The sequence below is a fragment of the Sulfurimonas sp. HSL-3221 genome, from assembly GCF_021044585.1.
In the GTDB taxonomy this organism is placed as follows: Bacteria; Campylobacterota; Campylobacteria; order Campylobacterales; family Sulfurimonadaceae; genus Thiomicrolovo; species Thiomicrolovo sulfuroxydans.
The window spans coordinates 1987736-2002750 of record NZ_CP087998.1; the positions used below are offsets into that span (position 1 = coordinate 1987736).

Below are 15015 nucleotides of genomic sequence, written 5' to 3' on the forward strand. Positions count from 1 at the left end.
GGGAGTTCTTGAGAATGAATACGACACACACTTTTGCGCGGCAGCCTATTTTGGATACCGATAAGAACATCTACGGCTATGAGTTTTATTACCGCAACAATGTCGGCGAAAGCGGCTTCGAGAACGCCCGGGCCGCAACCGCCTCCCTGCTCGTGGCGCTGCTCAACCAGATCGGGTTGCAAAAAGCCTCCGAGAACCGCCCGCTCTTTATCAACATCGATTCGTCGGTCCTGCTGACGGACCTCCTGCTGGCGGTCCCGCCGAAGCTGTTTGTTTTCGCCCTCCCCGCCGACGCGCAGCTGGGAACCCGGGAGGCGGAGGTCCTCAGAAAACTGCATCACAGCGGCTACCGCTTCGCCCTTGAGAACATTGACACGCAGCAGGGGCTCACCGGCGTTTACGACGTTCTGCTTCCCTTTATCGACTTCATCAAGATCGACGCCAGCGCCACCGACAACGATCTGCTGCCGAAGATCGTCGATCGCTTCAAAGGGAAACAGCTGGTTGCCGAACGCGTCGAAATCGACGACGTCTTCGATGCCTACAGAGAAAAGGGCTTCCGTTATTTCCAGGGATTCTCCTGCGGCGCCCCCGTCTTGATGGAGTACAACCGTGTCGACCCCAAACACATGGGTGTTGTCAAAATCTACAACATGCTGCTTGACGGCACCCCCATGGCCCAGATCGCCAAAGAGATGCGCAACCACAACGAGCTCTCCATGCAGCTACTGCAGTACCTGCACTCCTACTCCCTCAATAATCCCTTTCCCAACCGCTCCATCGAGGAGATCATTGTCAAAATGGGCACCGAACAGCTCAAACACTGGCTCTCGCTGATCATCTTCGCCAAAAGCGGCCAGACGATCCAGGAGGGCAAAAGCCCCCTTTCGAAACTGATGGAGCAGCGCATCGACGTCATGCACTGTACCATCAGCTGCATGCAGAGCGAGGATGAACAGCTCTTTGACAGCGCACGCCTCATGGCCCTGATCTCCCTGATGGAGCCGGTCCTCGGCCTCCCGCTCAAAGCGGCGCTCTCCGGACTGCCGGTCGACAACCATATCGAAGACGCCCTGCTGCTGCATTCGGGCCGTCTCGGGAAGATCTTCGGCCTGGCCCTGGCCCTGGAAAAAGATGACGCCGCCTCGGTACGCCTGCTGATGGACGAGCTGGGGCTGGAGCCGGAGATTCTCCCGACACTGAAAAACATGATCAAGATGTAAATGCGCCTCTTTCTCGCCCAGGCGGCGACGCTCTACGACTACCCCGGTATCCAAGCGGTTTTCACCCCCTGCATGCGGGGCCGGTGGCGCCCGGAATCCTCCCTGCACGCGACGCTGCTCTTCCTGGGGGACCGCTTCCCCCCCGAACAGGTCATCGAGATTGTCCGCCGCTGCGATCTCCCCATGGCCGATGCCTATGTCAAAGGAATTGAGCGCTTCTCGCACAACCGCATCCTTTATGCCGCGAGCGAGCACCCGACGCTGGTGGAGGGGCACCGGATGCTCAGCAGCGCTTTTGAAATGCAGCCCCACCGGCACTACGTCCCCCACGTCACCCTGATGCGCTACAAAAAGATCGAGACGGCGTGTTTTGAAAAAGAGAAGACGACTGCCGAGGCGGTCATTGCGGGGAAAATAGAAGGGGGGTTAAAACTGATGCGCAGCACGTTGACGCCCGCCGGCGCCGTCTACGACACTCTTTACGCGTTCTGAGCGCAGCGCGCCTCGATCGCCTCGACCGATTTGGCCACCGCGGCGCTGAGGTTTTCGCAGCCGCTCTCCGTCACAAGGATATCGTCCTCGATCCGGATGCCGATCCCCCGGTACTTTTCAGGCAGCGACGTGTCACCCGCCGGCAGGTAGAGCCCCGGCTCAATGGTAAGCACCATCCCGGGTGCCAGGGGCAATTCGTTGCCCTCCGCGTCATGGTAGGGGGCCTGGTCGTGCACGTCTATGCCCATCCAGTGGCCGATGCCGTGGGGGAAATACTTTTTGTGCGCTTTCGCCTCGATCAGCGCGTCCACCTCTCCTTGCAATATTCCCAGCGCGACCATCTTCTCGCAGAGCATCCATTCGGCGTTTTTCTGCAGTTCGCTCTTGAGAAGCCCCGGCCCGATCTGGGCGATAACGGCGACCTGCACCTCCAGGACCGCCTCGTAAACCTCTTTCTGGGCCTCGCTGAAACGGCCGTCGACGGGGAAGGTGCGGGTGATGTCCGTGGCGTAGTGGCGGTATTCGCACCCCGCGTCGATGAGAACGAGTTCCCCTGCATTGAGTGGCGCATCGTTTTTGATGTAGTGCAGGGTATTGGCGTGGTCCCCGCCGGCGATGATGGTCGTGTAGGCGTCGCTGTAGGCGCCGTTCTTTGTGAACATGTACTCATACTCCGCCTGGAGCGCATACTCCATCATCCCGGGGGTACAGACCGCCATGGCGTGGTGATGCGCCGCCGCCGTGATCTCCAGTCCCGCGCGGATCGTGGCGATCTCATCTTCGCTCTTGAGCAGCCGCATCTGCCGCACCATCTGCGTAACGTCGATCATCTGCGTCACGGGTCGCTTCGTCTCCCGCTTGTGGCGCAGTTTGTCCGCCGCATTCCGGGCGCTTTCAAAGCGCTCGTCCGCCCCGAAAATATCGCCGTAGAGCCGCGGCAGGTTCTCCAGCAGTTCGGGCAACTTCTCCTCGAACGCCTCGACGGAATAGACCTCGTCGAAGTCAAAACGCTCCTTCGCCGCGTCGACACCCGTGCGCTTGCCCGTCCAGAGCTCCATCTCCTCGACTTTCGGCTGGACAAACAGTACGCTCTTATTGGCATCGCCGCCCCTTATAAGTACGAGGGCGGCATTATCCTCTTCAAAACCCGTCAGGTAGAAAAAATCGCTGTTCTGGCGATAGGGGTATTCCGTGTCGTTGGAGCGGGTCTTCAGCGTCGCGGTACCGAGCACGGCAGCGCCCTCTTCCATCTGTGCTAACAGCCCGTCGCGCCTCTGTTTGTAGGTCAATTCGTTCATGCCGTAATTGTAGCCCGTTTCGCTATAATTGCACAACTTTTACGGCGCAAAAAGCGGGCAGTCGCCCGCGGCCGCCCCGACAATACATTAACCAGGGACCCAGATGATCGACCTCAAACTGCTTCAGAAAGATTTCGAAAACGTCAGTGCCGCGCTGATGCGCAAAAAGGTCAGCCCCGACCTGATCGAAGAACTCCGCACGCGCAACGAAGCCCTCAAAAAAGCCAAGGTGGCTTTCGAAGAGGTGCAGGCGGCCCAGAACGAGATGAGCCGCCTTTTCGGGCAGTATAAAAAAGAGGGGAAAGACATCGCCGAGCTCAAGGAAAAGGTCGACGCGAACAAGCTCCGCATCGGCGAACTGCAGGAGGCGCAGCGCGAAGCCGAGGCCGCCCTCGACAGCCTCGCGATGGGGATCCCGAACATGCCCGATGCCGACGTCCCCGACGGCGAAGACGAAAACGACAACGTCGAGATCGCCAAGATCCTCGAACCGCGCAGCTTCGCTTTCACCCCGAAAGAGCACTGGGAACTGGCGGAAGCCAACGGCTGGATCGATTTCGAGCGCGGCGTCAAGATCGCCCACAGCCGTTTTGCCGTCATGAACGACATGGGTGCACGCCTGGAGCGCGCCCTCATCAACTTCATGCTCGACTTCAACCGCGAACGCGGCTTTACGGAGATGAGCGTGCCTGAACTCGTCAACAGCCGCGCGCTCGAAGGTACCGGCCAGCTGCCGAAGTTCGAAGAGGACCTTTATAAGACCGAGGAGGAGGATCTCTACCTCGTCCCGACGGCCGAGGTGCCGCTGACGAACCTCTACCAGGACGAGATCATCCCCGAAGAGGCGCTGCCGATCAAAATGACGGGGCACACCGCCTGTTTCCGCAAAGAGGCGGGCTCCGCCGGGCGCGACACCCGCGGCATCATCCGTCAGCACCAGTTTAGAAAGGTCGAACTCGTCTGTATCACCAAGGCCGACGACAGCGACCGTGTCTTCGACGAGATGGTGGCCTGCGCCTCCGACCTGCTCAAAGCCCTCGAACTCCCCCACCGCCTCGTCACCCTCTGCACCGGCGACCTCGGCTTCGGCGCGGCAAAGACGATCGACCTCGAGGTGTGGCTGCCGGGGCAGAGCACCTACCGCGAGATCAGTTCCGTCTCCAACACCCGCGACTTCCAGGCCCGCCGGGCAAAGATCCGCTACAAAGAGGGCAAGAAAAACCTCCTCGCCCACACGCTAAACGGCTCCTCCCTCGCCGTCGGCCGCACGATGGTCGCCATTATGGAGAACTTCCAAAACGAAGACGGCTCCATCGAGATCCCCCAGGTCCTGCACAAGTACCTCTGATCCTAGACGGTTTCCACAACGGGGACCGCTATACCAACTCCTCTCTTCTGCGTAAAAACATCCAGCTCTGAACCACACCCCGGAACAGGAAGAAAAGCATGAAATTGATCCAGAGCGCATAGGTGAAATCAGTCCCCTCCGTCAGGTAAAAAAGCCCGAGGAAAAGCGCCGTGGAGTAGAGGATGGCGTTGCGCAGCGCCCTTGATGCCGTCATCCCGATAAAGACCCCGTCCCAGATAAAGGCGGCGAAGCTCAGCAGTGGCACGGCGGCAACGTAGGGTATAAAGGGCAGCGTGGCCTCAATAATGGCACGCTGGTCCGTATATAGCTGCAGCAGCGCCTCGCCGAAAAGCCCGTAAAAGAGCATATAGAGCAGGCTGAAGCCGATCCCCCAGGCGAAAAGATATCGGATGACGCGGTGGAAATCTTCCCACTCCTTTGCCCCGTAATATCTGCCCACCAGGGACTCTGCCGCGTTGGCAAAGCCGTCCAGGCTGTAGGCGAACCAGACGACGAACTGCAGCAGAAGGATCATTACCGTCAGGGTCTGCTCGCTCTCTTTGGCCGCCTGGGAGTAAAAAAAGGCAAAGACGAAGGTCAGCGCCGTCGTTCGGATGAAGATATCCTTGTTGACATGCAGGAAACGCCCCAGTTCGCTGCGTTTGAGCAGTGCCGCCATGCCGTAGGGGTGCAGCCGTTCTCTGTATTTGAACAGAAATGCCACCGCGAGGAGCAGCCCGGCGTACTGGGCGATGAGCGTGCCGTACGCCGCCCCCTCTATCCCCCAGCCCAGTTCCATGACAAAGTAGTAGCTGAGCACGATATTGACAAGGTTGATACAGAGGGTGATCGCGAGCGGGATTACAGCATTCTGCATCCCGAAGTACCACCCCGTCAGCGCATAGAGCATCAACACCGCCGGCGCCGTCCAGATGCGCAGCTCGAAATAGCGCCGCGCCTCCTCGCTGTACCCCGCCCCGACGTTCATCAGCTCAAACGCCGTCACGGCCAGCGGCTCCCTAAAGAGCAGCAGCAGTCCCGCAAACAGCAGCGTCACGAGCAGCGCGCGGTAGAGCGTCAGGGAGATGCCCCGCGCATCGTGCGCTCCGAAGGCCTGCGCGGTCATGCCCGTCGTTCCCATGCGCAGGAAGTTGAGCGAACCGTAGAGGAAAACGAAGATCATGCTCACCAGCCCCAGTGCGGCCAGCTCGGCGCTCCCCTGGTGCCCCATCAGCATCGTATCGACCGCCGAGACCAGCGGCACGGAGATATTGCTGATAATGTTCGGGATCGCGAGGGAGAGTATCTTTTTGTTCATGGGCTCCGCAGTGTCGGTGGTATGACGGCACTATTGCAATATGGGTGCCAGGACACCCGGCTACTTTTTATGCCGGTGCCGGTATTTGCGCAGCAGGGTATAGCGCTGGTAGAAGAACCAGGTGGCGCGCAGCGGTCCGTAGAGGATGTAGATCGTAAACATCAGGGCGACGCCCTCGATGGGGAAAAGGAAGATCAGCGAAGCCGCCACCAACAGCGCCACCAGGACCCGCTTGACGTGCATCGCGTGCATATCGATCTTTTTGAAACTGGGGTAACGGATGTTGCTGACCATCAGCAGCGCCGTGACAAGGGCACCGGCCAGGATGATCCAGCCGTAGGCGGCATGCCCCCCGTATTTCGTGAACAGCAGCACGAGCACGGCCGAAAACGTCGCCGCGGTCGGAATAGGCACCCCGATGAAGACTGAGGGTTCCGTCTGGGCGGTCATCACGTTGAAACGGGCAAGACGTATCGCGCCGAAGATGACGAAAAGCGCGCTCACCAGCACCCCGAAACGCCCGTACTCGTGCCCGGCATAGAGGTAGATGAGCATCGCCGGTGCGGCACCGAAGGCGATGATATCGGCCAGGGAGTCGAACTCGGCGCCGAAGCGGCTGCAGGTGTTGGTCAGGCGGGCGACACGGCCGTCGAGTCCGTCGAAGATGAGCGAAAGGAGTATCATCCACGCGGCAAACCCGAACCGTCCCTGCGTGGCGGCTATCATGCTGTAGACACCGGCGAAGATACTTGCGGCGGTGAAGAGGTTCGGAAGCAGAAAAGCAAGTGAGCGCGACGGTGCGGCCATGAATTACCTCATATACCCCAGCAGGGTCTGGGTGGCGTAGACCTTCTCACCAGGGTTGACGGCGACCCGCGTCGAAGCCGGCAATGTGAGGCGTGTCACCCCATGGGTCAGTACACCGTAGCGTTCGCCCCGCATGCGGCGCTTCCCGGGAAGATTGGTGTCGATCAGGAGCGCAAAGGGGGTGAGCATCAGGATATGCGTCAGGGTGACGCTCCGACCCTCTTCGTCCTCAAACACGATCGCCCCCCGTTCATTGAGCGTTTCAAAAAGGGGAGAGCGGCGTGCCAGCCGGCTCCCCCGGGTCACCGTCTCGAAAGAGGGTACACCTTCCACAAAAGGGACGGTCAGCAGTGCCGCATCGAACCAGCCTGTTTCGATCTCGACCAAAACGCTGCCGTCGGGAAGGGTATCGATTGCCGTCACCCTTCCGTCGCAGGGCGCGGTCACGCTCCCTTTTTCAAAATAGGCCGCCGTCCGGGCGGGTTTGCGGTATTTCCACAGCAGATACCCCGCGGCGGCAATGAAGAACCACGACATGAGTTCCCAATCGAAAAACGCGCAAAGAAGGGCCGCAGCCGCGGCGATGCCTATTGGCTTCCATCCCTCTTTGACGATCAGGTCTCTCAGGGCGTTCATGACCGCTCCGTGCCGTCCTCAGGCATCGCAGAGGCCTGCGACATATCTTCGGAGACTTCACGGTCGGCTTTGGCCGCCGCCGTTTCGTCCAGCAGGGTTTCCATGCCGTTGGCCGTTTCGAACGCCTGGATAATCTCGCGCACCTCGGCCCCGGTAATGTTCTCGCGTTTGTACAGCAGGGAGACCATATCCTCGATCGCGCCGCGGTAGGTCTCCAGGCGCGCTTTGACGTCCGTATAGTGCTCTTCGAGCGTCTGCTTGATAAAGGCGTCCATATCCTGCGCCATTTTCTCGCTGTATTCGCGGGCCTGACTCATCCCGCCGCCGAGGAAGGTGCTGCGCTGGCGCTCGAGGACCATCAAGCCGGCGACGTCGCTCATGCCGTACATTTGGACCATGGCCTTGATGATATCGGTGGCACGTTCGAGGTCGTTGCTCGCCCCCGTCGAGATCTCGCCGATAAAGACCTCTTCGGCTGCACGGCCGCCCAGCAGGACATCAACCTCGGCGAACAGTTCGTGCTTCTGCGCCAGATACTTGTTCTCCTCGGGCGTATTGAGGGTATACCCCAGCGCTGCAAGGCCGCGCGGAACGATAGAGACCTTGGAGACCTTCTTCGCCCCCTTTGTCGTTTCAGCCAGCAGAGCGTGGCCGCTCTCGTGGTAAGCGACAATCCGCTTCTCTTTCTCGTCGATGCGGCGGCTCTTCTTCGCCAGGCCGGCGATGGCGCGCTCGACCGATTCGCGGATATCGCGCTGGTGGACGCTTTTCTGGCTCTTACGGCCCGCGAGCAGCGCCGCCTCGTTGATGATGTTGGCAAGGTCTGCCCCCGCCAGACCGGCGGTCAGGCGCGCGATCTCTTCGAGGTCGACATCCTCGTCGATCTTGATCCCTTTGACATGCACCTTCAGGATCGCGATACGCCCCTCGTAATCGGGTTTGTCGACAAGCACCTGGCGGTCGAAACGGCCCGGGCGCAGGAGCGCAGGGTCGAGAACCTCCGGGCGGTTCGTCGCGGCAAGGATGATAATCGGTGTGTCGGTGCTGAAACCGTCCATCTCGGCGAGCAGCTGGTTAAGGGTCTGCTCACGCTCGTCGTTGCCGCCCATCATACCGCCGGCGGCACGGCTCTTACCGATGGCGTCGATCTCGTCGATAAAGATGATGGAGGGGGCATCTTTCTTCGCCTGTTCGAAGAGGTCGCGGACCCGCGCGGCACCGACCCCGACGAACATCTCGATAAAGCTCGAGCCCGACACGGAGAAGAACGGCACGTCCGCTTCACCCGCAACAGCCTTGGCCAGAAGGGTCTTACCCGTCCCCGGGCTTCCGACCAGCAGGACCCCCTTCGGGATCTTGGCACCCAGTTCGACATAGCGCTCCGGGTAGCGGAGGAAGTCGACGATCTCGTGGACCTCTTCTTTGGCCTCTTCCGCCCCGGCGACGTCCTCAAACTTCGTTTTGGGCTTTTCGGAGTTCACAAGCTTCTTGGCGTTGCCCATGCCGAGAATGCCGCCGCCCATGTTTTTTTGCATGCGGCCCGCCATGAACATCCAGATGGCGATGATGATCAGGAACGGCAGCAGCCATCCGAACATCTCCGTAAACCAGTTGGATTCGGAGAAGCCGCTGTAGTCGATCTTCTCCTGATCCAACAGCGGTACGAGGGTATCGTCATTGGCGACTTTGCGCGCCGTATAGGTGATCTTCTGACCGTTCTGCTCACCCAAGGCGCGGATGTAGGACTGGCCTATCGCCACTTTGGAGATGCTCTTGCTCTTGATAAGATCCTTGAGCTCGGAGTAGCTGACCTCCTGCGTCTTGCTGACGCTCTGACCCATTACGCCGTTGCCGCCCTGCTCACCGATAAGGGCTTTGAAGATCAGAATGACGACGACCGAAAAGATCGCGAAGGTGATCAGGGGGTTCTGGTTAAAAAAGTTCTTGTTATTGTTCTCTTGATTGTTATCTTGTTGCGCCATAAAATAATTATCCTTTTGGTGTCACGACAAGGGTGACCCATTCCTCTTTTGCGATTCGCTCCGCGACATCCATATCCGCGTAAGCCTCCACAATTTTAGCTTCATATTTATCCAATATGCCTGAAAGAATCAGCCTGCCGCCCGGCCGCAACAGCTTTTTCAGCTCGTCGGCGATGAAGACGAGAACGTCCGCGACGATATTGGCGATGACGACGTCGTACGTCGCCGTCGCCTGGGCCGCCGACCCTTCCCAGATGTGGCGGAGGTCCACGTCGTTGAGTTCGCAGTTCTCCAGGGTGTTGCCGACCGAGACCGGGTCCGTGTCGCAGGCATCGACATTCGCGCCGAGCTTACAGGCGGCGATGGAGAGGATGCCGCTGCCGCAGCCGACATCGATGACGTCATCGCCTGGTTCGACGAAGCGTCCGACCGCTTCGAGACATGACGCCGTCGTGGGGTGGTGCCCCGTCCCGAAGGCCAGTGCCGGGTCGAGGACGATGTTGACCCGTTCAGGATGCGGATCGCTCCAGGTCGGGTGAACGTAAAAAGGTGCCACCTCGACGGGGGTGACGCTCTCCTGATAGGCACGCACCCAGTCCTCGGTCCGTTTCTTCTCCAGGGTCATCTCGACGTCGATGCTGCTCCCCAGTGCCTTCTGCAGCGCTTCGGCAAACTGTTCCAGGCCCCACTGCAGGGTAGAGAGGTCATCTTCGCTGCGGACGATAAAGCCCTCGTCGGTCTCTTCAAAGCCGACCGGGAGAGTATCGGCCAGGAAATCGGCAAAAAGCTCCCGGTGCGACGAAGGGTTGACGGTCAGTTCATAGTAGATCTCATCCATTCCCGTACACCTTCAGCACCTCTTCGAGGTCGATCGTCCCTTCATAGAAGGCCTTCCCGATGATCACTCCGGCGACCTCGTCGGTCACTGCCAGCGCCGCCAGGTCGCTGTCGTCGCGAACCCCGCCGCTGGCGATCGTCGGGATGCCGGAAGCGCGGGCTATATCGAGGGTGAAATCGACATTGACGCCGCTGAGCGTCCCGTCACGGCCGACATCGGTACAGATGATCGCCTCGACACCCGCGTCAGCGAAGGCCTTTGCCAGGTCCGTCGCTTTCATCTCGCTCACTTCGCCCCACCCCTCGACGGCGACGTAACCGTCAATGGAGTCGATGCCGACGACAACAGGGTATTTGGCCGCCATCGCTTTGACGAAATCCGGGTCCTTGACGGCGATGGAGCCGAGGATGACGCGGTCGATGCCCAGGTCAAGGTAGCGTTTGATCGTCGCTTCGTCGCGGATCCCGCCGCCCAGCTCCAGCTTGACGCTGCAGTTCTGGCGGATCTTCTCGATCTGTTCGAGGTTCTTCGGCTCTCCGGCGAAGGCGCCGTTAAGGTCGACGAGGTGGACCCATTCAGCCCCCAGCTCCTCGAAACGCTTGACAAGCTCCCAGGGCTGGGAGGAGTACACCTTCGCACTCTCCATAAGCCCCTTGGTGAGGCGGACCGCCTCACCGTCTTTCAGGTCAATTGCCGGTAATATCGTCATACGTTGCTTCCTCACAGGTTGATAAAATTTTTCAGGATCTGCAGCCCGTTCTTGTGGCTCTTCTCCGGGTGGGGCTGGATACCCATCACGTTGTCGTGGGCGACGGCGCTCGTAAAGCGGTAGCCATACTCCGTCTCCCCGATGATGTCCGCATCTTCGCCGGCCACGGCGTGGAAGGAGTGGACGAAATAGAGGTAGTGCGCCTCGTCAAGCCCTGCGAAAAGGGAATGTTCCCGAGTGAACATGCGGTTCCATCCCATGTGCGGCACCTTCAGCGGATGGTCGAACTTCGCCGTATCGAAGGCGATGACCTTCCCTTTGATCAGCCCCAGCCCCGGGTTCGGGCCGAACTCCTCGCTGCTCTCAAACAACAGCTGCATACCGAGGCAGATGCCGAGCATCGGTTTGCCGCTGCGCGCATAGGCTCTCAGCGCCTCGTCCATGCCCCGCTCGCGCAGGTGCTCCATCGCGTCTCCGTAAGCCCCGACACCGGGCAGGATCAGCCGGTCGTACCCGGCAAGTTTCTCCGGATCGCTTTCGACGGCCACGTCCTCTCCCAGCAGCGCGAAAGCATTTTTCACGCTGGCCAGGTTGCCCATGTTGTAGTCACAGATACCTATCATTCTTCAATCGCTCTTTTCGTAAATTTGATATAGAGGGCCAGTGCCACCAGCAGGATGGAGACCCCGCCGATGATATAGATGGCGTTGACCAGCATCGCCGGCTCGGTCATCGCGAACTTGAAGACAAGCATCAGGGCCTCGATGGAGAGGGCGATGATGATGGAGCCGAGGAAACGTACCATCGTTTTATGCGGGTCGGATGCCCCGCTGTCCTGCCTGTGCCGCCCCAGGACCTCCTCCTCGAAGAGGGTCTTGACAAGGTCAAAGATGGCCAGGGCCAGGGTCAGGAGAATCGTCGACTCGAAGACCTCTTTGATCTCGATATTGCGCACGTCCAGTCCGAAGTGCAGGAAGGTCGTCACCCCCTTGATGAAGAGCAGCAGCGCCACCATGGCCAGCATAAAGGTAAAGGCCGCGTAGCCGTAACGGAAAAGGCGTCCGTAAAAGGAGTGCAGCGCCATCGGGTGCGCGATCTGCAGTACCGCATCCAACGGCATGTCGAGGCAGGCGACATAGAGCAGTGTCCCGTTTTCGTCAAAGATCGGCTGCGAGGCCGTAATGGTAAGGTCCTGGGTGATCAGCGACGGGTACGGGTCGGTGATGGTACAGCGCTTCTCCCGCGCCGCCCGGTAGTAGTAGGCGCGGTCCGAACGGATGCGCCCGAAATCCTCGTCCGTCTGCTTATCCCCGGGCAGAAAGGTCGGGGTGACCTGCACGCCCTTCTGGTCCAGCAGGTAGATTCCCTCCGCATCCCGCAGATCGCCCATGATCTTCTGCATGCGCACCATGATCGCTTCGGGAGTGATCGACGGCAGGCGGTTGGGCAGGTTCTTGGAGAAGAGGTAGCAAAAATAGGCCCGCGCTTTCGTGCGGATCTCGGAAAAGTTCTGTATGTCGCGTGCGACCATGGCATTCCCGTCCTCAAATAGTAGTACGTGATTATACCGCACCCCTGATGGCAAAGCGCTAAAGGACGAAGGGGAGCACCCAAAAGGCTCAAGGGTTTGACGCTATAATAGCGCCATGAATCACCCGCGTATCGCCATCGTCCGTCTCAGCGCCCTGGGCGACATCATCAACAGCGCCGTCGTCTTGCAGTTCATCCGCAAACACCGCCCCGAGGCCCGCATCGACTGGATCACCGAGGCGCAGTTCGCCCCCATGCTGCAGGGACACCCGGCGCTAGACCGGGTCCACGGCATTCCCCTCAAACAGCTCAAACGCGAAAAGCGCTTCGGCCTGCTGCGCGACACGATCGTTCAGCTGCGCGCGCTGGGCCCCTACGACGTTATCATCGATATGCAGGGGCTGCTCAAATCGGCCCTCGTCGCCCGCCTGCTCGGCCCGAACGTCCACGGCTTCGATGCCGCTTCGGCCCGGGAGGGCGCCGCGGCGCTCTTCTACCGCACCAAAAGCCGCATCCCCTACGAGACCAACATCATCCGCCGCAACTGCGATATCGTCGCGGAAGCCCTCGGTTTTGCGATCAGCGATGCGGAGCTGCTTGCCAAGACCCCGGCGCTGCCGGTCGGACCCCGCCCGGATTTCCTGGACGACGTCCCCTACATTGCCGTCGTCGTCGGAGCCTCCTGGCCCTCGAAATGCTACCCGCCGGCGCAGCTGGCCGCCGTCTGCGACGCCCTGCCTCTGCCCTGCATCCTCGTCTGGGGTTCCGAGGGTGAGCGCATGGATGCCGAAGCGATCGCAGCAGAGGCCCCCAACGCCCGGGTTGCACCGAAAATCGACCTGCCCGCACTGCGCGACCTCATCGGCCACGCGGCACTGGCGATCGGCGGCGATACGGGGCCGACCCACCTCGCCTGGGCACTGAACCGCCCCTCTGTCGTCCTCTACGGCCCGACGACCCCGCGGATGATGTTCGAGACCCCTCTGAACGTCGCGGTCGAATCGGACTCGGAGGTCGATATCCTCCGTATCGACAAGACCGACATGAGCATCGGGGCGATCCCCCCCGCATCGGTAATCCAGAAAGCGAAAGAGCTGCTATGATCCTCTACTATTTTTTCCGCGCCGTCGAGTTTTGCCTGATGCTCCTGCCCTACGCCCTGCGTAAAGCGTTCTTTACCGGCCTCGCTTCCCTCGCCTACGCGGTCGACCGCCAGCACCGCGCCGTCATCCGCCGCAACCTCGAAATCGCTTTCGGGAAGAACGTCGGAGAAGCCGAAGAGAAGACGATCGCGCGCTACTGTTACCGTAACCTGCTGCTGAATTTCCTGCAGGTCCTCGAGAACCAGCGCATGACCCCGCAGCGGCAGGCGGAGCTGGTCACCTTTGCCAACCGCGACATCGTCGACCGCGCCCGTGAAGCGGGACGCCCCGTCATCTTCGTCTCCGGGCATTTCGGCAACTGGGAGCTCGGAGCGACGGCCATCGCCTCGCAGATCATGCCCACCGTCAGCATCCACAAGCAGCTCAACAACCCCTATTTCGACCGCTACCTGCTCGCGTCGCGTTCGCGCCTGCAGATGCATATGGCCGAAAAGCACGGCGCCGTCAAGCACCTGACCCGGGCTCTGAAAAAGGGAGAGGCGGTCTCGCTGATGATCGACCAGAACATCCGGCCGCGGGAGAGTATCTTTGTCGATTTCTTCGGCACGCAGGTGACCCAGACCTCCGCTCCCGCCTTCCTGGCGCGCAAGTACAACGCGGCGGTCATCCCCGTCTTTATCCACACTGACAATGAAAAACACTACACCGTCCGCTTTGAGGAGGAGGTTCCCGTACCGCATACGGAGAACGCCGAAGAGGATATCCGCGTCGCGACACAACGCCAATCGGATGTGATGGAGCGGATCATACGGGAGGAGCCGAAGTTCTGGTTCTGGTGCCACCGCCGCTGGAAAGGCGGGAGCAAGGGGATCTACGAAGCGTAGTTCTTAGCGGGCACTCCGCTTTTTCCCGACGGCATAGAAGAGCGGCCAGAGCAGGACGGCCGCCGCCATCATCAGAGAACTCAGCAGCTGCCCCATCGTCATCCAGCCACAGCAGATAAAGCCCAGTTGCGGGTCCGGGGCGCGCCAGAACTCCGCCGCGAAACGCATCGCACCGTAGGCAAAGCCGTAAAGCAGGATCAGCTCCCCGCGGAAGCGGCGGTGTTTGCGGTAGAGCCAGATGACGGCAAAAACGACGATGCCCTCCAGTACCGCCTCATAAAGCTGCGACGGGTGGCGCAGCGCCCCGTGGACATAGATCCCCCAGGGCACCTCGGTCACACGGCCGACAAGTTCCTGGTTGAGGAAGTTGCCGATGCGCCCGAAGACGTACCCCATAGGAACGGCGACGGCGACGATGTCCATCAGCAGGCCGAAATGGATGTGGTGGCGTTTGCTGAAGAGAGCCGAAGCGATGAAGAAGCCGATGACCGCCCCGTGATAGCTCATCCCCCGGATGCCGACGAACTCGCCGTTTTTAAACGGGTTGAAGATCTGCCACGGGTGCATCAGGTAGTAGGCCGTGTCGGGATCGTAGAAGAGGATGTACCCCAGCCGTGCCCCGAGGATGACGCCGATCTCGACCCAGATGAAATAGGCGTCCAGCGTCAGCGTGTCGACGGGGACCCCGTCCCGGCGCACGTACCATTTTGCCCCGTAGAGTGCGGCGACCAGGGCCAGGACGTACATCAACCCGTACCAGTGCACCGGCAGGCCGAAAAGCGAAAAGGCGACGGGATTGAAATGTTCGTAGATGTGGTTCCAGTACTCCATGGCGGCTCTTTTATTG

The 15015-nt window shown here is 60.3% G+C and carries 15 protein-coding genes; 5 read left to right on the plus strand and 10 right to left on the minus strand.

The features are described from left to right. Positions 1-14 precede the first annotated feature (14 nt). Together LOH54_RS10215 and LOH54_RS10220 are read left to right on the plus strand one after the other, a co-directional pair. Complete coding sequence (locus LOH54_RS10215; RefSeq protein WP_231018957.1) at positions 15-1223, plus strand: EAL and HDOD domain-containing protein; 1209 nt, start codon at positions 15-17, stop codon at positions 1221-1223. After that, positions 1224-1715 carry a 2'-5' RNA ligase family protein gene (locus tag LOH54_RS10220; RefSeq protein WP_231018958.1) on the plus strand — a complete coding sequence of 164 codons (492 nt, stop codon included), beginning with the start codon at positions 1224-1226 and terminating at the stop codon, positions 1713-1715. It abuts the gene before it with no gap. Here the strand turns inward: LOH54_RS10220 and LOH54_RS10225 are convergent. Beyond that, on the minus strand, positions 1703-3013 hold the full coding sequence (locus tag LOH54_RS10225; protein ID WP_231018959.1) for an aminopeptidase P N-terminal domain-containing protein: 1311 nt from the start codon (positions 3011-3013) through the stop codon (positions 1703-1705). The two genes, LOH54_RS10220 and LOH54_RS10225, sit on opposite strands and share 13 nt — an antisense overlap. Positions 3014-3116: 103 nt before the next feature. Here LOH54_RS10225 and serS point away from each other — a divergent pair, with 103 nt between their 5' ends. Continuing rightward, on the plus strand, positions 3117-4361 hold the full coding sequence (gene serS / locus LOH54_RS10230; protein WP_231018960.1) for a serine--tRNA ligase: 1245 nt from the start codon (positions 3117-3119) through the stop codon (positions 4359-4361). Between the two features lie 28 nt (positions 4362-4389). Here serS and LOH54_RS10235 read toward each other — a convergent pair whose 3' ends face one another. From LOH54_RS10235 to LOH54_RS10270, 8 genes are read right to left on the minus strand one after another with little or no spacing between them, the layout of a single operon-like run. Then, the gene (locus LOH54_RS10235; RefSeq protein ID WP_231018961.1) at positions 4390-5679 is read right to left on the minus strand and encodes an MATE family efflux transporter; all 1290 of its coding nucleotides are present in this window, start codon (positions 5677-5679) and stop codon (positions 4390-4392) included. Positions 5680-5739: 60 nt separating this feature from the next. Further along, complete coding sequence (pssA, locus tag LOH54_RS10240; RefSeq protein WP_231018962.1) at positions 5740-6486, minus strand: CDP-diacylglycerol--serine O-phosphatidyltransferase; 747 nt, start codon at positions 6484-6486, stop codon at positions 5740-5742. Between the two features lie 3 nt (positions 6487-6489). Beyond that, positions 6490-7122 (minus strand): phosphatidylserine decarboxylase, encoded by a 633-nt coding sequence (locus tag LOH54_RS10245; RefSeq protein ID WP_231018963.1) that lies wholly within the window; start codon positions 7120-7122, stop codon positions 6490-6492. Further along, positions 7119-9104, minus strand: a complete 1986-nt coding sequence (gene ftsH / locus LOH54_RS10250; RefSeq protein WP_231018964.1) for an ATP-dependent zinc metalloprotease FtsH — start codon at positions 9102-9104, stop codon at positions 7119-7121. The genes LOH54_RS10245 and ftsH overlap by 4 nt, the downstream gene beginning before the upstream one ends. A 7-nt stretch (positions 9105-9111) precedes the next feature. Continuing rightward, a complete protein-coding gene (locus tag LOH54_RS10255) occupies positions 9112-9942 on the minus strand; it encodes a 50S ribosomal protein L11 methyltransferase (protein ID WP_231018965.1) in 831 nt (276 codons plus the stop codon). Beyond that, positions 9935-10651 (minus strand): 1-(5-phosphoribosyl)-5-[(5-phosphoribosylamino)methylideneamino]imidazole-4-carboxamide isomerase, encoded by a 717-nt coding sequence (gene hisA, locus LOH54_RS10260; protein ID WP_231018966.1) that lies wholly within the window; start codon positions 10649-10651, stop codon positions 9935-9937. Before hisA ends, LOH54_RS10255 begins: the two co-directional genes overlap by 8 nt. Positions 10652-10662: 11 nt before the next feature. After that, positions 10663-11274: an imidazole glycerol phosphate synthase subunit HisH gene (hisH, locus tag LOH54_RS10265; RefSeq protein WP_231018967.1), complete on the minus strand. Its 612-nt coding sequence runs from the start codon at positions 11272-11274 to the stop codon at positions 10663-10665. Then, complete coding sequence (locus tag LOH54_RS10270) at positions 11271-12182, minus strand: PDC sensor domain-containing protein (protein ID WP_231018968.1); 912 nt, start codon at positions 12180-12182, stop codon at positions 11271-11273. The genes hisH and LOH54_RS10270 overlap by 4 nt, the downstream gene beginning before the upstream one ends. 115 nt (positions 12183-12297) lie before the next feature. Here LOH54_RS10270 and waaC point away from each other — a divergent pair, with 115 nt between their 5' ends. Next, positions 12298-13284: a lipopolysaccharide heptosyltransferase I gene (waaC, locus tag LOH54_RS10275; protein ID WP_231018969.1), complete on the plus strand. Its 987-nt coding sequence runs from the start codon at positions 12298-12300 to the stop codon at positions 13282-13284. Further along, positions 13281-14168, plus strand: coding sequence for a lipid A biosynthesis lauroyl acyltransferase (locus LOH54_RS10280; protein WP_231018970.1), 888 nt, complete (start codon positions 13281-13283; stop codon positions 14166-14168). The genes waaC and LOH54_RS10280 overlap by 4 nt, the downstream gene beginning before the upstream one ends. Before the next feature lie 3 nt (positions 14169-14171). Here LOH54_RS10280 and lgt read toward each other — a convergent pair whose 3' ends face one another. Further along, positions 14172-14999, minus strand: coding sequence for a prolipoprotein diacylglyceryl transferase (lgt, locus tag LOH54_RS10285; protein WP_231018972.1), 828 nt, complete (start codon positions 14997-14999; stop codon positions 14172-14174). Positions 15000-15015 lie beyond the last annotated feature (16 nt).

Bases quoted from the DNA above. Each gene is read 5' to 3' on its own strand.
- LOH54_RS10215 (WP_231018957.1), top strand. From the start codon at position 15: ATGAATACGACACACACTTTTGCGCGGCAGCCTATTTTGGATACCGAT.
- LOH54_RS10220 (WP_231018958.1), top strand. From the start codon at position 1,224: ATGCGCCTCTTTCTCGCCCAGGCGGCGACGCTCTACGACTACCCCGGT.
- LOH54_RS10225 (WP_231018959.1), bottom strand. From the start codon at position 3,013: ATGAACGAATTGACCTACAAACAGAGGCGCGACGGGCTGTTAGCACAG.
- serS (WP_231018960.1), top strand. From the start codon at position 3,117: ATGATCGACCTCAAACTGCTTCAGAAAGATTTCGAAAACGTCAGTGCC.
- LOH54_RS10235 (WP_231018961.1), bottom strand. From the start codon at position 5,679: ATGAACAAAAAGATACTCTCCCTCGCGATCCCGAACATTATCAGCAAT.
- pssA (WP_231018962.1), bottom strand. From the start codon at position 6,486: ATGGCCGCACCGTCGCGCTCACTTGCTTTTCTGCTTCCGAACCTCTTC.
- LOH54_RS10245 (WP_231018963.1), bottom strand. From the start codon at position 7,122: ATGAACGCCCTGAGAGACCTGATCGTCAAAGAGGGATGGAAGCCAATA.
- ftsH (WP_231018964.1), bottom strand. From the start codon at position 9,104: ATGGCGCAACAAGATAACAATCAAGAGAACAATAACAAGAACTTTTTT.
- LOH54_RS10255 (WP_231018965.1), bottom strand. From the start codon at position 9,942: ATGGATGAGATCTACTATGAACTGACCGTCAACCCTTCGTCGCACCGG.
- hisA (WP_231018966.1), bottom strand. From the start codon at position 10,651: ATGACGATATTACCGGCAATTGACCTGAAAGACGGTGAGGCGGTCCGC.
- hisH (WP_231018967.1), bottom strand. From the start codon at position 11,274: ATGATAGGTATCTGTGACTACAACATGGGCAACCTGGCCAGCGTGAAA.
- LOH54_RS10270 (WP_231018968.1), bottom strand. From the start codon at position 12,182: ATGGTCGCACGCGACATACAGAACTTTTCCGAGATCCGCACGAAAGCG.
- waaC (WP_231018969.1), top strand. From the start codon at position 12,298: ATGAATCACCCGCGTATCGCCATCGTCCGTCTCAGCGCCCTGGGCGAC.
- LOH54_RS10280 (WP_231018970.1), top strand. From the start codon at position 13,281: ATGATCCTCTACTATTTTTTCCGCGCCGTCGAGTTTTGCCTGATGCTC.
- lgt (WP_231018972.1), bottom strand. From the start codon at position 14,999: ATGGAGTACTGGAACCACATCTACGAACATTTCAATCCCGTCGCCTTT.